The sequence below is a fragment of the Neobacillus sp. NPDC097160 genome (assembly GCF_044762155.1).
Classification (GTDB): Bacteria; Bacillota; Bacilli; order Bacillales; family Cytobacillaceae; genus Neobacillus.
Genome location: NZ_JBIWDU010000012.1, coordinates 42,623 through 60,123, shown reverse-complemented (window position 1 = coordinate 60,123; position 17,501 = coordinate 42,623). Strand labels below are relative to the sequence as shown.

Here is a 17,501-nt window from a genome sequence, read left to right as displayed (position 1 = left end):
CTTATACCCCTTTATGCAGCCATTCCCAGGCCATGTCTTTTGCGAAAGCATCCTTAGATGTTTCTAATACCGTCCGTAAAACATCTTTCCCATTGTCAAATTGACTAATTGACTGTCCAGCTTGGGAACGAACCCACCATGCCTGATCATGCAAGAGCTCAATTAATCTTGACATCGCTTTTTCTTCCTTTAATGAACCAACTAATTTAGCTGCAACCAGCCTTTCCTCCCATTTAGTGGAATAGAGCAGATCTAAATAAGGATTAATATTTTTAACATAGCCGATTTGCGCCACTGCCTTTAAAGCTCTTAGCTTTATTTCTCCTGAAAAGCTGGAAATAATATTTTCGACGAACGGAAGATAACTTAAATCTTTCTTAATAGAGATTACTTCAAGTACGGCCTTTTGTAAGGGAAGTTCAGCTTTAAGAAAATAAAGAACAAATTGATCAAATTGATGCTTATTTAAGCGGAGCAAAATATGACGGTAATCATATTCAGCTAGATACTGATATTTAGTAGTAAGCAACTGCAATATTGGTTTAAATTGGAATAAGGAAAGAATTCTTAAAATATGTACAAGCTCTTCATGGGAAAGCCGTTTCCTTTTGGTTAAAGTATATACATCATCTAACAATGAAATCATATTGAAATCCTCAATGTGATAAAGAGTATTCATTCGTGTACTCCATTTTAAGCTTTTAAGCCGCTTTCGATAGTATTCAGTTAAATACAGCGCAGCTAATTCTACTAATCGTTCTTTTTCTTCCGCACTTTCTAATACTTTTATATAACGGCTAAGAAGCTCCTCGAATGCCTTTTGCTGAAGCGCAGTTTCCGGCGTCAGTTTCCTAGAATAAATGTGTTCTGTCAACATACGATAAATGAGTGGATTGTATTTTTCTTTGTAGTTTTCAATTTTTTTTCTATTCCTTATATCAAGTTCTTTTCGTATGATTAAATACACTAATAAAATAACCAATATACATAAAATGGAAATTGTTAAGACCGAAAGGCTAAATAACTCATTTTTCAACATGTTTTATCTTCCTTCTATAAAAAAAGGATCCAATTTTAAAGGATCCATAATCCGCTGAATTATTTTAGGCTTTTTACCTTTTTAGTGCAGTTCTCCATCGCAGCCATAATCGATCCCCGAAATTGCTTCTGCTCCAGCGTTACAATTGCTTCTATGGTTGCACCACCAGGGGTACAAACATCATCTTTAAGTTCTCCCGGATGTAATCCCGTCTCAAGGACCATTTTCGCAGCCCCTAAAACAGCCTGAGCAGCCAGACGGTAAGCTTTGTCTCTAGGTATTCCCTGACGTACACCTCCATCAGCCATTGCCTCTATTAACATGTAAACGTATGCTGGTGAGGAACCGCTTATTGAGGGAACAGCATCCATGAATTTTTCTTGTAACCGTTCGGTTTTACCGAAGCAACTGAATAAACATTCCACTTCAGCTATTTCATCTTCGCTAAGATAATCATTTGAACAAATAGCACTCATGCCTTCACCAACCAATGAAGGGGTATTAGGCATTGTACGGACAGCCTTTATTTGAAAGCCAAATTCCTGTTCAATATCCAATAAGCTAATTCCTGCTGCAATAGTGACAATTATAGCATTTTGTTTAATATCCTTTTTTATTTCTTCAATGACTGATGCATAAAGATCCGGTTTCACCGCCAGAATCAGTATGTCAGCAAACCTGGCAACGTCTTTATTATGTAATGTTGTAAAAATGCCATATGCCTGGACGATTTTATTAATTGTTTTTTCTGTTGCTGCACTTGCCATAATATTTTCTTTCGGGATCATATTGGATGTTACAATCCCTTCGATGATAGCTTGAGCCATTTTCCCTGCTCCAATAAAACCTATCTTTTTATTCATTTGCATAACACCTTATCTTTCCTACTTATACATTTCATTTTCTAATACAATGACATTTTCGGCAAAGGTTGTCCTTCCAATATCTTTTGTGTTTTCAACTAAACGAAAAACATTATCACAGCACCGTTTGGCACCTTTCACTAATAACGGTACACCGATCATATCAATTTTTAACCCTCTGGAGAAAAATCCCCCCATTGACATCACAAATGGAACGGTTGGCGAAGTATTAGAAAAAACAATTTTTTCATCGAATTGGTGTTTTTCTTGGAGTAATAAACTCATTTCTTTTAATGCAGGAACGACATATTTATTCCTTTTCCGTCCAATTGAATAAACGGAGTTGCCTTCCTCATCAACACCGTGAAAGATAAGTTTTCCGAAATCGTCTTTAGTTAATTTATTGAAAAATTTTACATTTAATATTTCTTCCGTAGTAAGTTTCCTCTCGGATTGAGGCAGCTGTTTTAAATGATATGCCGCTGCTAATGAAGTGGTATGTGTCCCACCATAATCATTATAAATATAAATCATGGTATCATCCCTTTTTAATGATCTAAGTATATTATGTTCTTATATACTTTCTTCAATTCTAGAGTTGATACCAAATCGGTAAAAACAATAAAAGAGAAGCTAACCATTAGGAGGGCTTCTCTTTTGCATACCTTTTATTTATTTAAATCTTTAGGTGAAAAGGCACCCGGAAGAAGATCTTTTACTTGAATTCGTTGAATATCGCCTTTTAAATTTGTCAATACGACTTCCATTTCAGCATCACAAAGCTCAGAAATCACCTGACGGCAAGCCCCGCAAGGAGAAACGGGTCCATCCGTATCCGCTGTAATTACAAGTGAATCAAATTGAGTTGCACCCTCTGAATAAGCTTTAAACAAAGCCGTCCGTTCGGCACAGTTTGTCATACCATATGAAGCATTCTCAATATTACAGCCATGAAAGACCTGACCGTCTTTTGATAAGAGTGCTGCACCCACCTTAAATTTAGAATAGGGAACATAGGCAAACTCTCTAGCTTTATTCGCTTCTTGGATAAGGATCTTTTCTTCCATTTTATTCACGCTCCGTCAGGGATTATTAATGCTGGATTATTTTCATAACCCAATCAAGGACAACGCTGCACATTTATATTTTTAATAGGTGCTACTAGAAAGTTCACCTTTAGCAATAGAAACGCCAGAACTTGCACCAATACGGGTAGCACCTGCTTCAACCATTGCCAATGCATCTTCACGGCTGCGAACGCCACCGGAAGCCTTCACACCAATATCAGGGCCAACTGTTTGACGCATTAAACGAATATCCTCGACTGTTGCTCCTCCTGTTGAAAAGCCAGTTGATGTTTTAACAAAATCTGCTCCAGCTTTTACGGAAAACTCACATGCTCTTACTTTTTCTTCGTTCGTTAACAAGCAAGTTTCGATGATGACCTTTACTAATGCTTTTCCCTTTGCAGCTTCCACAACAGCACGGATATCTCTCTCCACCAAATCATCCTGCTTATCTTTTAGGGCTGCAATGTTGATCACCATGTCAATCTCATTTGCACCGTTTTCAATCGCATTTTTTGTTTCGAATGCTTTCGTTTCAGGTGTTGATGCACCTAGAGGGAAACCGATAACCGTACAAACTTTCACTTCTTTTGTATCAGCCAGCATTTCAGCTGCCGTTTTAACCCAAGTAGGGTTAATACATACAGATGCAAACAAATATTCTTTCGCTTCCTCAACAATTTTAACGATTTCACCGCGAGTAGCATCTGCTTTTAATAATGTATGATCAATCATTCTTACAACATTTTGAGTCATATTTATATCCTCCCAAATAAATTAAAATTTATATATATTATGATTCGTACTTATTTATCACAATGTAACTATAACAAAGAATATGAACATTTGTAAATACACATTTGAACAAATGTAAAAATATTTAATAAAAAAAACAGCAATTCCTGCTGTTTCAGTGTTTTATTCCCGTTTATCAAGTAAAAATTTGGCTGTAAATTGATCTGTGACAAGCACATTCGCGTATTTACCTTTTAATGCCCCATAGATTCCTTCAATTTTATTTGGACCGCCTGCCACAACAATGGAATATTCCTTCTTTCTCAATTCATCCAGATTAACGCCAAGAGTCCTTTCATTCAAGCTTTCATTACATATTTCACCATTCTTATCAAAGAATCGCGAGCAAATGTCACCAACTGCTTTTCCATAAAGGGATTCCAAGTCACTTTCTGTAAAATAACCTAACTGAAATAATAAAGAGTCTGTTTTAATCGACCCAATCGTAAACAAGGCAATATTTGCCTGACTGCCCAGCTCTAATATTTTTCGAATATGACGATCTGCCTCCATCGCCTGCTTTACGACAACATGGTCAACAATAGCAGGTAATGGGAGATGGTGTGGGGTAGTATTATAGGTCTTTCCAAAAAGGTACAATATTTCAGAAGCATATGTGTTTGTTTCTGCGTGGCTTACGCCGCCTTTTAATTGAACGACTTTCACATTTTTCACAAACTTCTGTTTTAGCTCGATAGCAATATGATAAAGAGTAGTTCCCCATGTTACTCCAATAATATCATCATCCTTAACAATCTCATCAAGATAATTGGCAGCCTTTTCTCCCAGGTAATTTTTAATGATATGGTTTTCATATTGCGGAATGGAAGCGATTATTGCCTTTTTTAGGTTGAACTTTTTTTCTAATTGAACGGCTAAATTTTCAACATCCTCAGTCGGATCCATTATATTAATCTGGACAATGCCATCGCTCTTCGCCTGCTGTAATAATCTCGACACGGTAGGACGGGAAACACCCAGCATCTTGGCAATCTCGTTTTGGTTATAATCCAATAAATAATATAATTTGGCCGCTTCAATGACCTTGCTTAATTTTTCACGATCCACATGTATCACCCATATCATTTGATATTTTCAACTATATTGTAACAAAAATAGTGAGTAGGTTCATAATATCTTTACATTTGTAAAATTTAATTTGAACATTATTCTATTTTAGATATTTAATCTGACACGAAAAAGTCATCGGATTACCTTCATATTCTTATGTATACTATAATAAAGAACTCGTAAACGGAGGAGATCAAATGCAGAAATTAGGGGGATACATATACCGGTATCGGAAATGGGTACTGATGTTTTGGATTTTAGTCATTATCTTGTTTGGTTTTTTCGCATTGAAATTACCCACTGTTTTAAGTGGTAATGGCTTTGAATATAAAGGGGAATACAATGAGACAAGAAATACCCTGGAAGAAAACTTTGGACATGCCAAATCATCAATTATCCTAGTTTTTGAAAGAGATAAAGCAGTCAATGATGATCAGTTTAGGAATTTTATACAAAACACATTTGAAAAATTAGCTGGCTTTGATAGTGCTGAAACCATTACCTCACCCTTTGAAAGAGAAGGAATGATCAAGGATCAATATGCATATGGACTTCTCTCTTTTGACAAAAAAGCAGAAAGCCTGGGGAAGGAAATTGAGCAATTAAAGAAAATTCTTAAAAACAAACCCGGCTTAAAGGTTATGATGACCGGGGAACCCATCATTGTCCAAGACTTGAATGTTGCGAGCCAAGAAGATTTAGCCAAGGCGGAAATGATTGGTCTGCCGATCGCCTTAGTTGTTCTTATCCTAGCATTTGGCGGACTTATCGCCGCATCGCTGCCACTTGTCATCGGAGTGGTTTCCATCTTAACAACCTTGGGTACCGTTTATTTCTTTAGTTATAGTGCCGATTTAACCATCTTTATTTTAAATATCATACCAATGATTGGTCTTGCTTTAAGTATTGATTTTGCTTTGTTATTTATTAATCGGTACAAAGAGGAATTACAAATAAACTCCATTGAAGAAGCCCTTAAAATTACAATTGCCACCGCTGGCCGATCAATTATCTTTTCAGGACTTTGTGTTTTTATCGGGCTATCAGGGCTTTGGTTTATCAAAATTGATATTTTTCAAAATGTTGCCCTTGGCGGAATGACAGTCGTATTGATTTCGGCCATTTGTGCCTTAACGTTCTTACCAGCTTTACTGGCCATTTTAGGGAAAAACATTAACAAACTGAGTATCCTTAAGATATCAGACAAGCAAACAAGCATTTGGCATAAATTTGCTAAGCTCGTCATGAAACGTCCGATTATTATGGCTATAGCTGCACTTGCCATTCTGTTAGTTGGACTCATCCCAGTAAAACAAATGGTCTTAGCGATTCCTGGGGCAGATTCTCTTCCTGCTAAATATCCTTCAAGATTGGCTTTAGAAACATTTCAAGACCAGTTTATTGCTCCAGAAAGGCGCGATGAGAAAAAGGTAACGGTTGTTCTCGAATCAAATGGTACTATAATTGATAAAAACAATTTAGAAAAGGTTAGTAAGGTGATTGATAAACTTGAGCATGACCACCTTGTGTATACGGTTGATTCACCTTTTTCAACGACAGGTATAAAGGATTATGAGCAGCTATATCAATTGCTCAACAATGGCGACAAAACCATGACAGCTCCTATTACCGACTACTTTATCAGAGACAATCAAATGTTGTTGGAAGTTTATTTGAAAACAGGTGAACATTCCGCTAAAGCTAGACAATGGGTTAGTGATTGGTCTAAAAATGATTTAGGTCTAAAAGCTTCATTCGGCGGTCCAATTAAATTCGAGCAAGAAATTTTTGCGGAGATTTTTCAAAAGGCTCCTTATGGATTATTATTAATTGTCCTTTCCACTTTTATTATTTTAATGGCGGCATTTCGTTCCATTCTTATCCCTATAAAAGCCATTTTAATGAATGTGCTAAGCCTTGCCTGTACATTTGGAATTGTCGTTTGGATTTTCCAGGAGGGACACTTAGGAATAACACCTGTTGATATTGCCTTAATTTTACCGGTATTCGTGTTCACCCTTGTTTTTGGACTATCAATGGATTATGAGGTCTTCCTGATTTCAAGGATTCAGGAGTTTTATTTGCAAACTGGTGATAATAGCGAGGCGACTATATCTGGCTTAACTTACACCAGTAAAATTATTACCTCCGCAGCTGCCATTATGATTGTCGTTACAGGTGCATTTGCCTTCACAGGTGTAATGCCGGTTAAGCAGTTGGGCGTGGGAATCGCCATTGCCATTTTCATTGATGCAACAATTGTCAGGATGGTGTTGGTCCCTGCTTTAATGAAGCTGTTAGGGGATTGGAATTGGTGGTTTTTCGGCTATAAAAATAAACCTAAACGGGAGGTAAGTAAGAAGCCAGCCTAAATTTTTAGGTTGGCTTTTTTTCAGTTAAGTATAAATTTCGACTTTGAGAATTGTCCAGCTCCAGCGCTATTTAAATATTTTCGCATCTTGTTCACTTGGGATTTTACTTAATACTACATATAAGCTTAGCGGTTCACTTTAACTATTATGTCACAGTTATTACATATTTATAGTTAAAGCCAGCCGATTAAACGGCTGGCTCTACTTTAGGTTATTGGAACGGCAATTAATGATGCACCCTTCTGCAATGCCTCTTTGTTGATCGCAATTAAATGATGCTTATCAACTGAAAGTACTTTCTTTAATGATTCTATAACAGAATCGATCGAAACCATTTTTGTCTGCTCCAAAAAAGCACCTAATAAAATCATATTTGCCACACGGGAATTTCCTAGGTCATTGGCCATGTCGGTTGCGCTTATTTCTATGATCTTAATGTCCTTGCGCTCAGATGTCCTGACAACCAGTGAAGAATTTAGCATTAAGATTCCGCCAGGACGAACACGAGGCTCAAACTTATCGAATGAGGGATTATTTAATACAATCGCTGTCGATGGTCTTGTGACAAGCGGCGAGCCAACCGGCTCATCACTGACCACAACCGCACAATTGGCCGTACCACCTCGTTGTTCAGGTCCGTAGGAAGGAAGCCATGAAACACCCTTCCCTTCTAGCATACCTGCATAGGCAATCAGCTGCCCCATTGACATGACTCCCTGTCCGCCAAAGCCGGCAATAATAATTTCTTCAAGCATCGGCTATATCACTCCCTCTTTGTTCTTATAAACATCTAGGGGATAGACAGGAACCATGTTGTCCTTTACCCAGTCAAGCGATTCCTTCGCATCAAGTCCCCAGTTTGTCGGACATGTCGATAGAACCTCAATCATGGAGAAACCTAAACCTTTTTTCTGTGTTTCAAATGCCTTCTTAATCGCTTTCTTCGCCTTTTGGATGTGTTGTATATCATGGGTAGAAACTCGTTCAATATAGGCAGCACCATCAAGTGTAGCAATCATTTCACAGACCTTAATCGGTGACCCTTGAATGCTGGCATCGCGCCCGAATGGGGTGGTTGCTGTTACTTGACCAATCAATGTCGTTGGCGCCATTTGTCCCCCTGTCATTCCATAAATGGCATTATTGACGAAAATAACCGTGATGTTCTCTCCTCGTGCTGCTGCGTGAATGACTTCACTAATGCCGATAGAAGCAAGATCCCCGTCACCTTGGTACGTAAAGACAAAGCGATCAGGTAAGACCCGCTTTACTCCTGTTGCGACTGCAGGCGCACGCCCATGTGCAGCTTGTGTCATATCACAATTAAAATACTCATACGATAACACCGAACATCCCACTGATGCAACGCCAATTGTCTCTTCTAAAATATCCATTTCCGCTAATACTTCACCAACAAGGCGATGAATCACACCGTGCATGCAGCCGGGACAATAGTGTGTAGGCTTATCCGTCAGGCCGTTCGTTTTTTCAAAAACGGTTTTCATTGTCATACCGGTACACCTCCAGCAACCGCCAAAATCTTATCGTATATCTCTTCTTGTGTTGGGACAACTCCACCGGTTCGGCCAAAGAAGTCAACTGGAGCATGACCATTTACAGCCAATCTAACATCCTCAATCATTTGCCCTGCACTCATTTCAACAGAAATATAACTCTTTACCTGATCCCGTGTTTCAATAAACGGCTTTTCAGGAAATGGCCAAAGGGAAATCGGTCTAATTAAACCAACCTTAATTCCATTTTCCCTTGCCCTCGTAATGGCATTCATGGTGATTCGGGCGACTGTTCCGAAAGCAACCATAATAAAATCTGCATCAATGATTTGGTATGTTTCATAACGAACTTCTTTTTCTCTTATCATGGCAAATTTCCGCTGCAGATTCCGGTTTCGCATTTCTAAACTTTCCGCATCAAGCTCAAGCGAAGTGATAATTTTTGGACCTCCATCACCGCGGGTGCCTGTTGTCGCCCAGTCCTTCTTAAACTGTTCCGTTTCCGGGTGTTCTCCAAATTCAACCGGTTCCATCATTTGCCCAAGCATGCCATCACCCATTAAAATCACCGGTGTCCGGTAACGGTCAGCAATATTGAAGGCATCCTGTGTCAATGTAACGATTTCCTGTATGCTTGCCGGCGCTAAAACTGTAATGTTGTAATCCCCGTGTCCGCCACCTTTTGTTACCTGGAAATAATCTGATTGGGCAGGCTGAATATTCCCTAACCCTGGTCCTCCGCGAACGATATTACAGATAACAGCCGGAAGCTCTGATCCGACTAAATAAGAAATCCCCTCTTGCTTCAAACTGAATCCTGGGCTTGACGACGAAGTCATCACCCTAACACCAGTCCCCGCAGCCCCGTACACCATATTAATTGCCGCTATTTCACTTTCAGCTTGTAAAAATAATCCGCCAACTTCAGGCAGCCTTCTTGCCATATAGGCAACGAGCTCACTTTGCGGCGTGATTGGGTAGCCAAAAAAGTACTTACAACCGGCATGTACAGCCGCTTCGGCAATAACCTCATTGCCTTTCATTAACACTTTCCCCATGTCTGTATCTCCCTTCCAATCACACTGTTTGCAAAATTTTTGCTGGCCTGTATACAGAAATGACAGCATCCGGACATATTTGGGCACACTTAGCACAGCTAATACAATGCTCTTGGTCTACCACTGCTGCTGGCCGATACCCTTTTCCGTTTAAATAGTCCGCTAGAAAAATAACATTTGTTGGGCAGACTTGAACACAAAGGCCGCAAGACTTACAACGATCTTCATTAAATACGACTCTTTTCTCCATGTGAATTCTCCCTTTCCCAAGGCAATTTCATAAACCGTTCAATAAAAACAACATTATGATTGCTCATAAAGTCTTCTGCTTCCTTTTTCAAATGGACTGAAATGGTGGAATATAAAAAGGGAATTTCAAGCTTTTCAGCTAAACTGCTGCATAGCTCATACCCTTTCTCAATATCATGTATCGTTGTTTCGGAGCCAATATTTGAGTTGTTAATAATGCCGCTTACTTTTAATCGAGAAGCTTTTTCAATCTGTTCAACTGTATAAAGTGCTCCATCTTCTGTACTGACATATGGACGGTTCCCATTTAAAACAAAGAGTAATTCTGGACGTAACTCCTTCCATTCGTGATAGTATTGTCCTAGTGCCATTGCTCCATCTTTATCTCCTCCGGCATCGACAATTAACCGATACCTATGGTCATGTATGACTCGATACATTTCACCGGACACGATGGGGAGATCAGCAGCTGCCAGACGATTCTTCGGGGCAAGTAATTCAATATCATGTTGTTGAAAGATGCCTGCAGCATCCCGGGAGCGAAAGTACGGGTTAACAATGTCTAAATCATTAATGGCGACTTTTTCATGTTTACGTCTTTCGGCTACCACTAAATTTATCGCAATTTCCGTTTTCCCACTGCCAAAGTGACCAGATAAAATGGTAATCTTTTTAATTTCATTCAACGATAATGTCACTTCCTCTTCTAAAAACGTAAGCGTTTTCAAAAAATACTTTTAAAAATTACTCCATGACTATTTCACCCTCTATTATAAAACACCAGATGTCTAAACTGCCTCGAATAAAGTCACACTTCACTGAATTGTAATATATTATCAAGAAAGACCAATACTAAGATTACCTTAATTCAAGAATATGATGGAGGTAATCTTAGTGGGCAAAAAATGGGTTCCTTTATTACTTATCCTACTCACACTATTTTGGGTTTCTAATTCTTCGCTTGCGTCTGCTGCTGAGTCAAACCTGGAAAATCAAAAAATTGTCGATTTACGAATCCTCGAAACAACTGATTTACACGCTTCCTTACTCAATTATGACTATTATCAAACTAAAAAGGACAATCGCGTTGGTCTAGTCAAAGCCGCGACACTAATCCGCGAGGCAAGGAATGAAGTAAAGAATTCTTTATTGTTTGATGATGGTGATCATTTAAAAGGGAATCCTCTCGGCGAATATCTGGCCAGGATTAGAGGCATGCATAAAGGAAAAACTCATCCGGTATACCGGGCATTTAATTATTTGAAATATGACGCAATTGCCATTGGAAATCATGAATTTAACTACGGTGTAGGATTTTTAAAGACAGCCTTGAAAGGTTTAAATATGCCGGTTTTAAATGCCAATGTTTATTCTGTGAAAAAAAACAAACCTTACTTTACTCCCTACGTGATTTTAAAAAGGAATGTGGTTGACCGAAGTGGTGTACAGCACGAGCTGAAAATTGGAGTTATTGGCTTTATGCCGACACAAATCATGAAATGGGACAAGGCGAATCTTGAAGGTAAGGTCATTGCCAAGCCGATAGTTGAAACCGCAAAGGATTTTGTCCCTCTCATGAAAGCCGAAGGAGCAGATCTCATTATCGCCCTTGCCCACACTGGCATTAGCAGTGAACCGTATAACCCCGATACTGAAAATGCGATTTATTATTTGACGAAAATCCCTGAAATTGATGCGATTTTGGCCGGGCATTCTCATAGCGTCTTTCCTGGCCCTGTTTATACTACCTTACCTAATACAAATATGGAAACAGGACAAATCAATGGTAAGCCCGTTGTAATGGCAGGTGCATTTGGCAACCATCTCGGAATAATTGATCTGCAGCTTGCAAAAGCAGAAGGCAAGTGGAAAGTTTTAAGCAGCACATCATTAACAAGGCCAATTGCAGATGAAAACGGCAAATCACTTATAAAAACAGATAAAGGATTATATAAATTGGTTAAACCAGAGCATGAGGAAACAGTAGATTTTATTAAAAAGTTAGGATTATAATTTCGTCGACGAAATTTTCAGATTTATTCTCACTTTACATCCCATGTATAGTTTTATAAAATAAAGTATAAAGTACATATGTTGAATTTAGGTGGAGTCTGTCAAATCGGGCTCCTTTTTGCATTTTTTCAATGGTATGTTTAAAACTTAGGGAGAAGAGGTCGATATATGTCAACACAAGCAATCATTGCAATTGGTGTATTCCTCATTACGTATGCTTTTATCGTCACAGAAAAAATACACCGCACCATTATCGCAATGGCCGGCGGTATCATGATGGTTTTACTGGGAATCATCGGCCAAGAAAAGGCTCTGCACCATATCGATTTTAATACACTTGGATTGCTGACAGGTATGATGATTATAGTCGCAATCACAGCTGAGACGGGTTTGTTTAAATACATAGCTATTTGGGCTGCCAAAAAAGTGAAAGGTGATCCGTTAAAAATTTTGCTTGTCCTTGGTGTGATTACTGCATTAGGTTCGGCATTTTTGGATAACGTTACAACCGTTTTATTAATGGTTCCGGTAACTTTTAGTATTACAAGGCAATTGCGTGTAAACCCGATTCCATTTTTAATTACAGAAATTATCGCATCCAATATCGGCGGAACGTCCACACTAATCGGCGACCCGCCAAATATTATGCTTGGAAGCGCCGTTAAAGAACTTACTTTTATGGCATTTATTAATAATCTTACGGCCATTTCATTTTTTATTCTTTTTGTTAATATTGGAATTTTAGCTTTTATATATCGGAAACAGCTGAAGACATCAGCCGAATTAAAAGCCACCTTAATGGACTTGGATGAAAAGGAAGAAATCACAGATAAAACACTTTTAATCAAGTCGTTAGTTGCACTTACCGTTACAATATTGGGCTTCTTCCTGCACCAGCTGTTACATATTGAATCTGCTACCGTTGCCTTAACTGGGGCATTTCTATTGCTCCTATTGACTGGCGAAGGATATTTGGATAAAGCCTTTTCTAAAGTGGAATGGACAACCATTTTCTTCTTTATTGGTCTATTTGTTCTTGTATCAGGATTGATTGAAACGGGAGTCATTTCGTTACTAGCAGATTACTCCGTACACTTAACCGGGGGTGACGTGGCCTCAACATCAATCTTAATTTTATGGGTCAGTGCGATTGCTTCTGCTTTTATTGACAATATCCCGTTTGTTGCAACAATGATTCCAATGATCAAGGACATGGGGGAACTAGGAGTCAATAATCTGGAACCACTTTGGTGGAGCCTTTCACTAGGGGCATGTTTAGGTGGAAACGGAACATTAATTGGTGCAAGCGCCAATGTCATTGTTGCCGGGCTTGCAGCAAAGGAAGGCCATTCAATTACGTTTGGGAAATTCTTGTTAATTGCCTTTCCATTAATGATTCTCTCAATCATAATTTGTACGGTATATATTTATTTACGATATTTAATCTAGGGGGCAGACGATGAAGGTAGCTTATAAATTCGACGAAAAGCTTCTCGACCTGAACGAAACAGCTAATGGGGAAGATATTGAATTCTCAATTATCTTATTTAATAGTGAATTAAAGAAAAGCTTGAAAAAGGTTCGAGAATATTTTGAGGAAAATAAGGTTTTAACCGATATTCATTATTACATTCACCCTAATAACAACTATCAAGTGATTGTCAGAAAAGATTTTTACAATGAATTTTTAATTCAATTATTTAGACAGCAACTATTAAAAGAAATAGTGTGGATTTAAAGCATTCGAAAAAATGTGCTGCTTAGTGGAATTCTAAGCAGCTCATTTTTTTATTGCCCCATTGCTTTCCAAACTTGAGCATAGACTTGCTTTAAAGGGATATTATACTGTTGGGCAATTTTTTTACATTCATCATACTCGGGAGCGCTTTGCACGATTTCCCCCTCATATATCCCCTCTTTTACAGTAACCGTTCCCCATTCAGTCGTTACCTTATTAAACATTCTTTCTAATCGGTGCACGGTTAAAGGATAATAGCGGACACCCAGTGTCGTGGTTTCCTTAAAAAGAATTTCCTTCATTTTACTACTATTTTTTTGTGAGCAAAGCAATTGGAGTAATACAGCCGGTCTATTTTTTTTCATATAAATAGGGGTATAAAACACATCATTTGCTCCGGCCTCGAATAGTAAATCCATAACATACCCCAGCCATTCACCTGGAGTATCATCAAGATTCACTTCCATTTTGATCATTTGATCATCGAAATGTTCATGGTCAGGAGGATGTAAGACCAATTATCATTCTCCTTTCAATTAATAGAATAAAACGTGCTTCCTTTAAATAGAAAGAATAACTATTCACCAATAATAACTCGGAGTACATTGGGATGATTCTTAAATGTTTTTGTTCCCGCCCCATAACCAATTGATTTAATTCTCATCGAAGGAATCGGACAAAATTCTTCGGCCAGTACTGCAACGATGGCTGCTCCAGTTGGTGTTGTTAGCTCCGCTTTAATATCCGATTGGTCAATCGGCACACCTTTTAATATTTCAAGTGTCGCCGGTGCAGGAACAGGATAAATCCCATGGTCAATGTGAATTCTTCCTGTGCCAACCGGAATGGGTGATGACTTGATGACGTCTATATCTAATTGGTGAATTAAGATGGCTGCGCCAATAATATCAATAATCGAATCAACGGCTCCTACTTCATGAAAATGAACCTTTTCCAATGGAATCCCATGGATAAGCCCTTCTGCCTCACCAATTCGTTTAAAGATTTTTAAGGCTGTTTCCTTTACCGAATCGTCCAAGCCTGCCCCCTCAATTAATTTTACGATATCTTTATAGGCACGATGGTCATGATGGTGATGATGTTCATGGTCGTGGCTATGGCTATTCTCATGGCCATGGCTATGCTCATGATCGTGGCTATGGCTATGCTCATGATCGTGGCTATGCTCATGATGATGGTCATGCCCATGAACGTGATCGTGGCTATGATCATCTTGGTCAGAATGACTATGTACATGTATCGGATTGTTCAGCAGCACAACATCAAACTTTGTACTCGTAATGCCATTCTTGACAATCTTTTTCCAATTTAATTCATATTCATCTTCGATTTGAAGTTTTTTTAATTCTTCTATTAATCGATTTGGATCTGCTCCGGCATCGATAAGTGCCCCGATTACCATATCCCCGCTTATTCCTGAAAAACAATCAAAGTAAAGTGTCTTCATTTTTTCCTGCCCCTTTTTGTGCCAGTTGATGAATTAATACCGCGTTATATCCCCCGCCAAAGCCATTGTCGATATTGACCACACTAATTCCTGATGCACATGAATTTAGCATCGTCAGAAGGGCGGATAGGCCATTAAAGTTGGCTCCATATCCAATGCTTGTTGGGACTGCGATTACGGGATGGGAAACAAGCCCGCCTACCACACTGGGGAGCGCCCCCTCCATTCCCGCAACAACAACCGAAACAGTCGCATTTTGGATTTCTTCGGCATGATTCAACAGGCGGTGAATCCCAGCAACACCCACATCATAAATTCGATGTACCTTGCTCCCCAATACTTCAGCGGTAACAGCTGCTTCTTCCGCCACTGGTAAATCAGACGTTCCTGCGGCAACCACTGCAATGTATCCATGCCGGTTTGTCCTAACTTCCGGTTCATTTTTCCAAAAAAGAATTCTTGCGATTTCGTTATAAATAAATTCAGGATGTTCGTTCCGGATTAATTCAGCCTTCTCCTTTGCAACTCTTGTTACAAGAACTTCGTTATTACGCGCCCTTAAAGCTTGGATTATCGAGATAATTTGTTCCGCTGTTTTCCCTTCCCCATAAACAACCTCTGCAAAGCCCTGTCGTTTTTTTCGATGGTGGTCGACTTTCGCAAAACCTAAATTTTCAAAGGTAGCTAATTGTTCTTTGGCAGCTGAAATACTAAGGGTTCCATTTTGAACCTGCTTCAAAATATCCTCAAGCATTCGATTTCCCCCCCTTATTTTCACTTAAAATACTTTACCATATCCGTCGCTAACATTTCATAGTTTTCATAAATCTTCTTATAAAGCTCACTGTTTTCTTTATTCGGAATAGTGGGTTCCCCCATAGGAATATTCTGTTTAATCTCTTCGAAAGAATCTACTTTTTTAATGGCGATTAATGAAGTCCATGCTGCCCCCCAGGCCGCACTATGATGGCTTTCCGAAACATAAATTTCTGCATCAAAAATATCTGCCATCATTTGCAGCCAAAGCGGCGATCTCGCTAATCCACCGTTTACATAAACTTTTTGCGGCTGACCTGCTAACCGTTCCAAGGCTTTTCCAATTTGAAAGAGGTTAAACGTGACTCCCTCTAGGACGGAACGAATAAAATGCTCCTTTTTATGTGTAATAGTCACCCCATAAAAATTTCCTTTTGCCTGCTGATTCCAAATTGGAGCTCTTTCACCATTTAAATAAGGGAGGAAGAGTAAACCATCTGCACCTGGTGCCACTTGACCGGCATCGGAAAGAAATTCGGTAAAACTTCTTTCATCGTTCAAAAGATCCTTTAACCATTGTAGGGCAATTCCTCCATTATTCGTCGGCCCGCCAATGATAGATGAATCCTCCGTAAAGGAATAACAAAACGTTTCCCGATTTTCACTAACCTTAACACCTTTTGTGACCTGTCTGATGGCACCGCTAGTCCCAACAGATACAGCGACCTCGCCTGGTAGAATCGCACCATTTCCTAAGTTTGCTAATTGGCCGTCTGCCGCACCAATCACTATTGGCATTTCCGGATGAATCCCCATTGCTTCTGCTTTTTCTTGTCTGAATCCTGTTAATACTTTTGTGGGAGGAACAATTTCAGAAAGCTGCTCTTCGGTAATTCCTGTTAGTTCTAATAGATCAAGCTCCCATTTGTGCGTTTCAGGATTGAATAGCCCTGTTGCGGATGCCATTGAATAATCGATTACCCGTTGGCCAAACCAGCATTGGATTAAATACTCCTTAATGGACATGAAATATTTTGCCTTTTTATACGGTTCATACTCGTTTTCCTTCATCCACAATAATTTAATAAACGGTGTCATTGGATGAATCGGTGTTCCCGTTTTGGCGTAAACCTTGTTTCCAATTGTATTTATTATACCCTCAGCTTGCTTATAGCTTCTACCGTCAGCCCAAATAAGTGCAGGTGAGATTGGTGTACCCTCTTCATTGACGCAAAGAAGCGAATGCATCGCAGCGGAAAAGCCAAGTGAAACAATTTCATCCTTTTCAATAGAAGCTTTTTCTATGGCTTCTCGAATTGCTAGGATAGCAGATTGTTCAATTTCATCTGGGTTTTGCTCCACCCAACCCTGCTGCGGGTAATTCGAAATAATTACTTTCTCAACGTCAGCTATTAATTTCCCATGTAAATTAAACACACATGCTTTAACGCTTGTTGTTCCAACATCAAGCCCGATTACAAACTCTCTTGACATATTT

The 17,501-nt window shown here is 39.0% G+C and carries 19 protein-coding genes; 4 read left to right on the top strand and 15 right to left on the bottom strand.

The genetic code is table 11. The features are described 5' to 3' along the window. Nucleotide 1: 1 nt before the first annotated feature. The 6 genes from ACIQXV_RS17660 to ACIQXV_RS17635 all read right to left on the bottom strand — a co-directional run bounded on the left by ACIQXV_RS17660 (nucleotide 2) and on the right by ACIQXV_RS17635 (nucleotide 4,850). Entirely contained in the window at nucleotides 2–1,039 is a 1,038-nt protein-coding gene (locus ACIQXV_RS17660; RefSeq protein WP_402960568.1) for a HEAT repeat domain-containing protein, read from the bottom strand. A 59-nt stretch (nucleotides 1,040–1,098) separates the two neighbouring features. Beyond that, nucleotides 1,099–1,902, bottom strand: coding sequence for a pyrroline-5-carboxylate reductase (gene proC / locus ACIQXV_RS17655; protein WP_402960565.1), 804 nt, complete (start codon nucleotides 1,900–1,902; stop codon nucleotides 1,099–1,101). A gap of 21 nt (nucleotides 1,903–1,923) precedes the next feature. Continuing rightward, nucleotides 1,924–2,436, bottom strand: coding sequence for a DUF3189 family protein (locus ACIQXV_RS17650; protein ID WP_402960563.1), 513 nt, complete (start codon nucleotides 2,434–2,436; stop codon nucleotides 1,924–1,926). Between the two features lie 134 nt (nucleotides 2,437–2,570). After that, nucleotides 2,571–2,969: a cytidine deaminase gene (locus ACIQXV_RS17645; protein ID WP_402960561.1), complete on the bottom strand. Its 399-nt coding sequence runs from the start codon at nucleotides 2,967–2,969 to the stop codon at nucleotides 2,571–2,573. Nucleotides 2,970–3,050: 81 nt separating this feature from the next. After that, on the bottom strand, nucleotides 3,051–3,725 hold the full coding sequence (deoC, locus tag ACIQXV_RS17640) for a deoxyribose-phosphate aldolase (protein WP_402960559.1): 675 nt from the start codon (nucleotides 3,723–3,725) through the stop codon (nucleotides 3,051–3,053). Nucleotides 3,726–3,887: 162 nt separating this feature from the next. After that, on the bottom strand, nucleotides 3,888–4,850 hold the full coding sequence (locus ACIQXV_RS17635) for a DNA-binding transcriptional repressor DeoR (RefSeq protein WP_402960557.1): 963 nt from the start codon (nucleotides 4,848–4,850) through the stop codon (nucleotides 3,888–3,890). Between the two features lie 182 nt (nucleotides 4,851–5,032). Here ACIQXV_RS17635 and ACIQXV_RS17630 point away from each other — a divergent pair, with 182 nt between their 5' ends. Further along, nucleotides 5,033–7,207 carry an MMPL family transporter gene (locus ACIQXV_RS17630; protein ID WP_402960555.1) on the top strand — a complete coding sequence of 725 codons (2,175 nt, stop codon included), beginning with the start codon at nucleotides 5,033–5,035 and terminating at the stop codon, nucleotides 7,205–7,207. Between the two features lie 206 nt (nucleotides 7,208–7,413). On the opposite strand, the gene ACIQXV_RS17625 is transcribed toward ACIQXV_RS17630, so the two are convergent. The 5 genes from ACIQXV_RS17625 to ACIQXV_RS17605 are packed head-to-tail and all read right to left on the bottom strand — an operon-like array spanning nucleotide 7,414 to nucleotide 10,756. Then, the gene (locus tag ACIQXV_RS17625; RefSeq protein ID WP_402960553.1) at nucleotides 7,414–7,962 is read right to left on the bottom strand and encodes a 2-oxoacid:ferredoxin oxidoreductase subunit gamma family protein; all 549 of its coding nucleotides are present in this window, start codon (nucleotides 7,960–7,962) and stop codon (nucleotides 7,414–7,416) included. A gap of 3 nt (nucleotides 7,963–7,965) precedes the next feature. Continuing rightward, nucleotides 7,966–8,718 (bottom strand): thiamine pyrophosphate-dependent enzyme, encoded by a 753-nt coding sequence (locus ACIQXV_RS17620; protein WP_402960551.1) that lies wholly within the window; start codon nucleotides 8,716–8,718, stop codon nucleotides 7,966–7,968. Then, nucleotides 8,715–9,779 (bottom strand): 3-methyl-2-oxobutanoate dehydrogenase subunit VorB, encoded by a 1,065-nt coding sequence (locus tag ACIQXV_RS17615; RefSeq protein WP_402960549.1) that lies wholly within the window; start codon nucleotides 9,777–9,779, stop codon nucleotides 8,715–8,717. Before ACIQXV_RS17615 ends, ACIQXV_RS17620 begins: the two co-directional genes overlap by 4 nt. Nucleotides 9,780–9,798: 19 nt before the next feature. Then, complete coding sequence (locus tag ACIQXV_RS17610; RefSeq protein ID WP_402960547.1) at nucleotides 9,799–10,029, bottom strand: 4Fe-4S dicluster domain-containing protein; 231 nt, start codon at nucleotides 10,027–10,029, stop codon at nucleotides 9,799–9,801. Further along, nucleotides 10,007–10,756, bottom strand: coding sequence for a hypothetical protein (locus tag ACIQXV_RS17605; RefSeq protein ID WP_402960545.1), 750 nt, complete (start codon nucleotides 10,754–10,756; stop codon nucleotides 10,007–10,009). The genes ACIQXV_RS17610 and ACIQXV_RS17605 overlap by 23 nt, the downstream gene beginning before the upstream one ends. A gap of 166 nt (nucleotides 10,757–10,922) precedes the next feature. On the opposite strand from ACIQXV_RS17605, the gene ACIQXV_RS17600 reads away from it, so the two are divergent. From ACIQXV_RS17600 to ACIQXV_RS17590, 3 genes are all read left to right on the top strand, one after another. Continuing rightward, entirely contained in the window at nucleotides 10,923–12,041 is a 1,119-nt protein-coding gene (locus ACIQXV_RS17600; RefSeq protein ID WP_402960543.1) for a metallophosphoesterase, read from the top strand. 168 nt (nucleotides 12,042–12,209) lie between these two features. Further along, nucleotides 12,210–13,490, top strand: coding sequence for an ArsB/NhaD family transporter (locus ACIQXV_RS17595; RefSeq protein ID WP_402960541.1), 1,281 nt, complete (start codon nucleotides 12,210–12,212; stop codon nucleotides 13,488–13,490). Nucleotides 13,491–13,500: 10 nt separating this feature from the next. Next, on the top strand, nucleotides 13,501–13,779 hold the full coding sequence (locus tag ACIQXV_RS17590) for a hypothetical protein (protein ID WP_402960539.1): 279 nt from the start codon (nucleotides 13,501–13,503) through the stop codon (nucleotides 13,777–13,779). A gap of 50 nt (nucleotides 13,780–13,829) precedes the next feature. On the opposite strand, the gene larC2 is transcribed toward ACIQXV_RS17590, so the two are convergent. The 4 genes from larC2 to ACIQXV_RS17570 are packed head-to-tail and all read right to left on the bottom strand — an operon-like array spanning nucleotide 13,830 to nucleotide 17,497. Continuing rightward, nucleotides 13,830–14,297, bottom strand: coding sequence for a nickel pincer cofactor biosynthesis protein LarC2 (gene larC2 / locus ACIQXV_RS17585; RefSeq protein WP_402960537.1), 468 nt, complete (start codon nucleotides 14,295–14,297; stop codon nucleotides 13,830–13,832). A gap of 59 nt (nucleotides 14,298–14,356) precedes the next feature. Continuing rightward, nucleotides 14,357–15,247, bottom strand: a complete 891-nt coding sequence (gene larC / locus ACIQXV_RS17580) for a nickel pincer cofactor biosynthesis protein LarC (protein WP_402960535.1) — start codon at nucleotides 15,245–15,247, stop codon at nucleotides 14,357–14,359. Beyond that, nucleotides 15,228–16,001 carry a nickel pincer cofactor biosynthesis protein LarB gene (gene larB / locus ACIQXV_RS17575; RefSeq protein WP_402960533.1) on the bottom strand — a complete coding sequence of 258 codons (774 nt, stop codon included), beginning with the start codon at nucleotides 15,999–16,001 and terminating at the stop codon, nucleotides 15,228–15,230. Before larB ends, larC begins: the two co-directional genes overlap by 20 nt. A gap of 20 nt (nucleotides 16,002–16,021) precedes the next feature. Beyond that, a complete protein-coding gene (locus ACIQXV_RS17570; RefSeq protein WP_402960531.1) occupies nucleotides 16,022–17,497 on the bottom strand; it encodes a gluconokinase in 1,476 nt (491 codons plus the stop codon). Nucleotides 17,498–17,501: the final 4 nt, after the last annotated feature.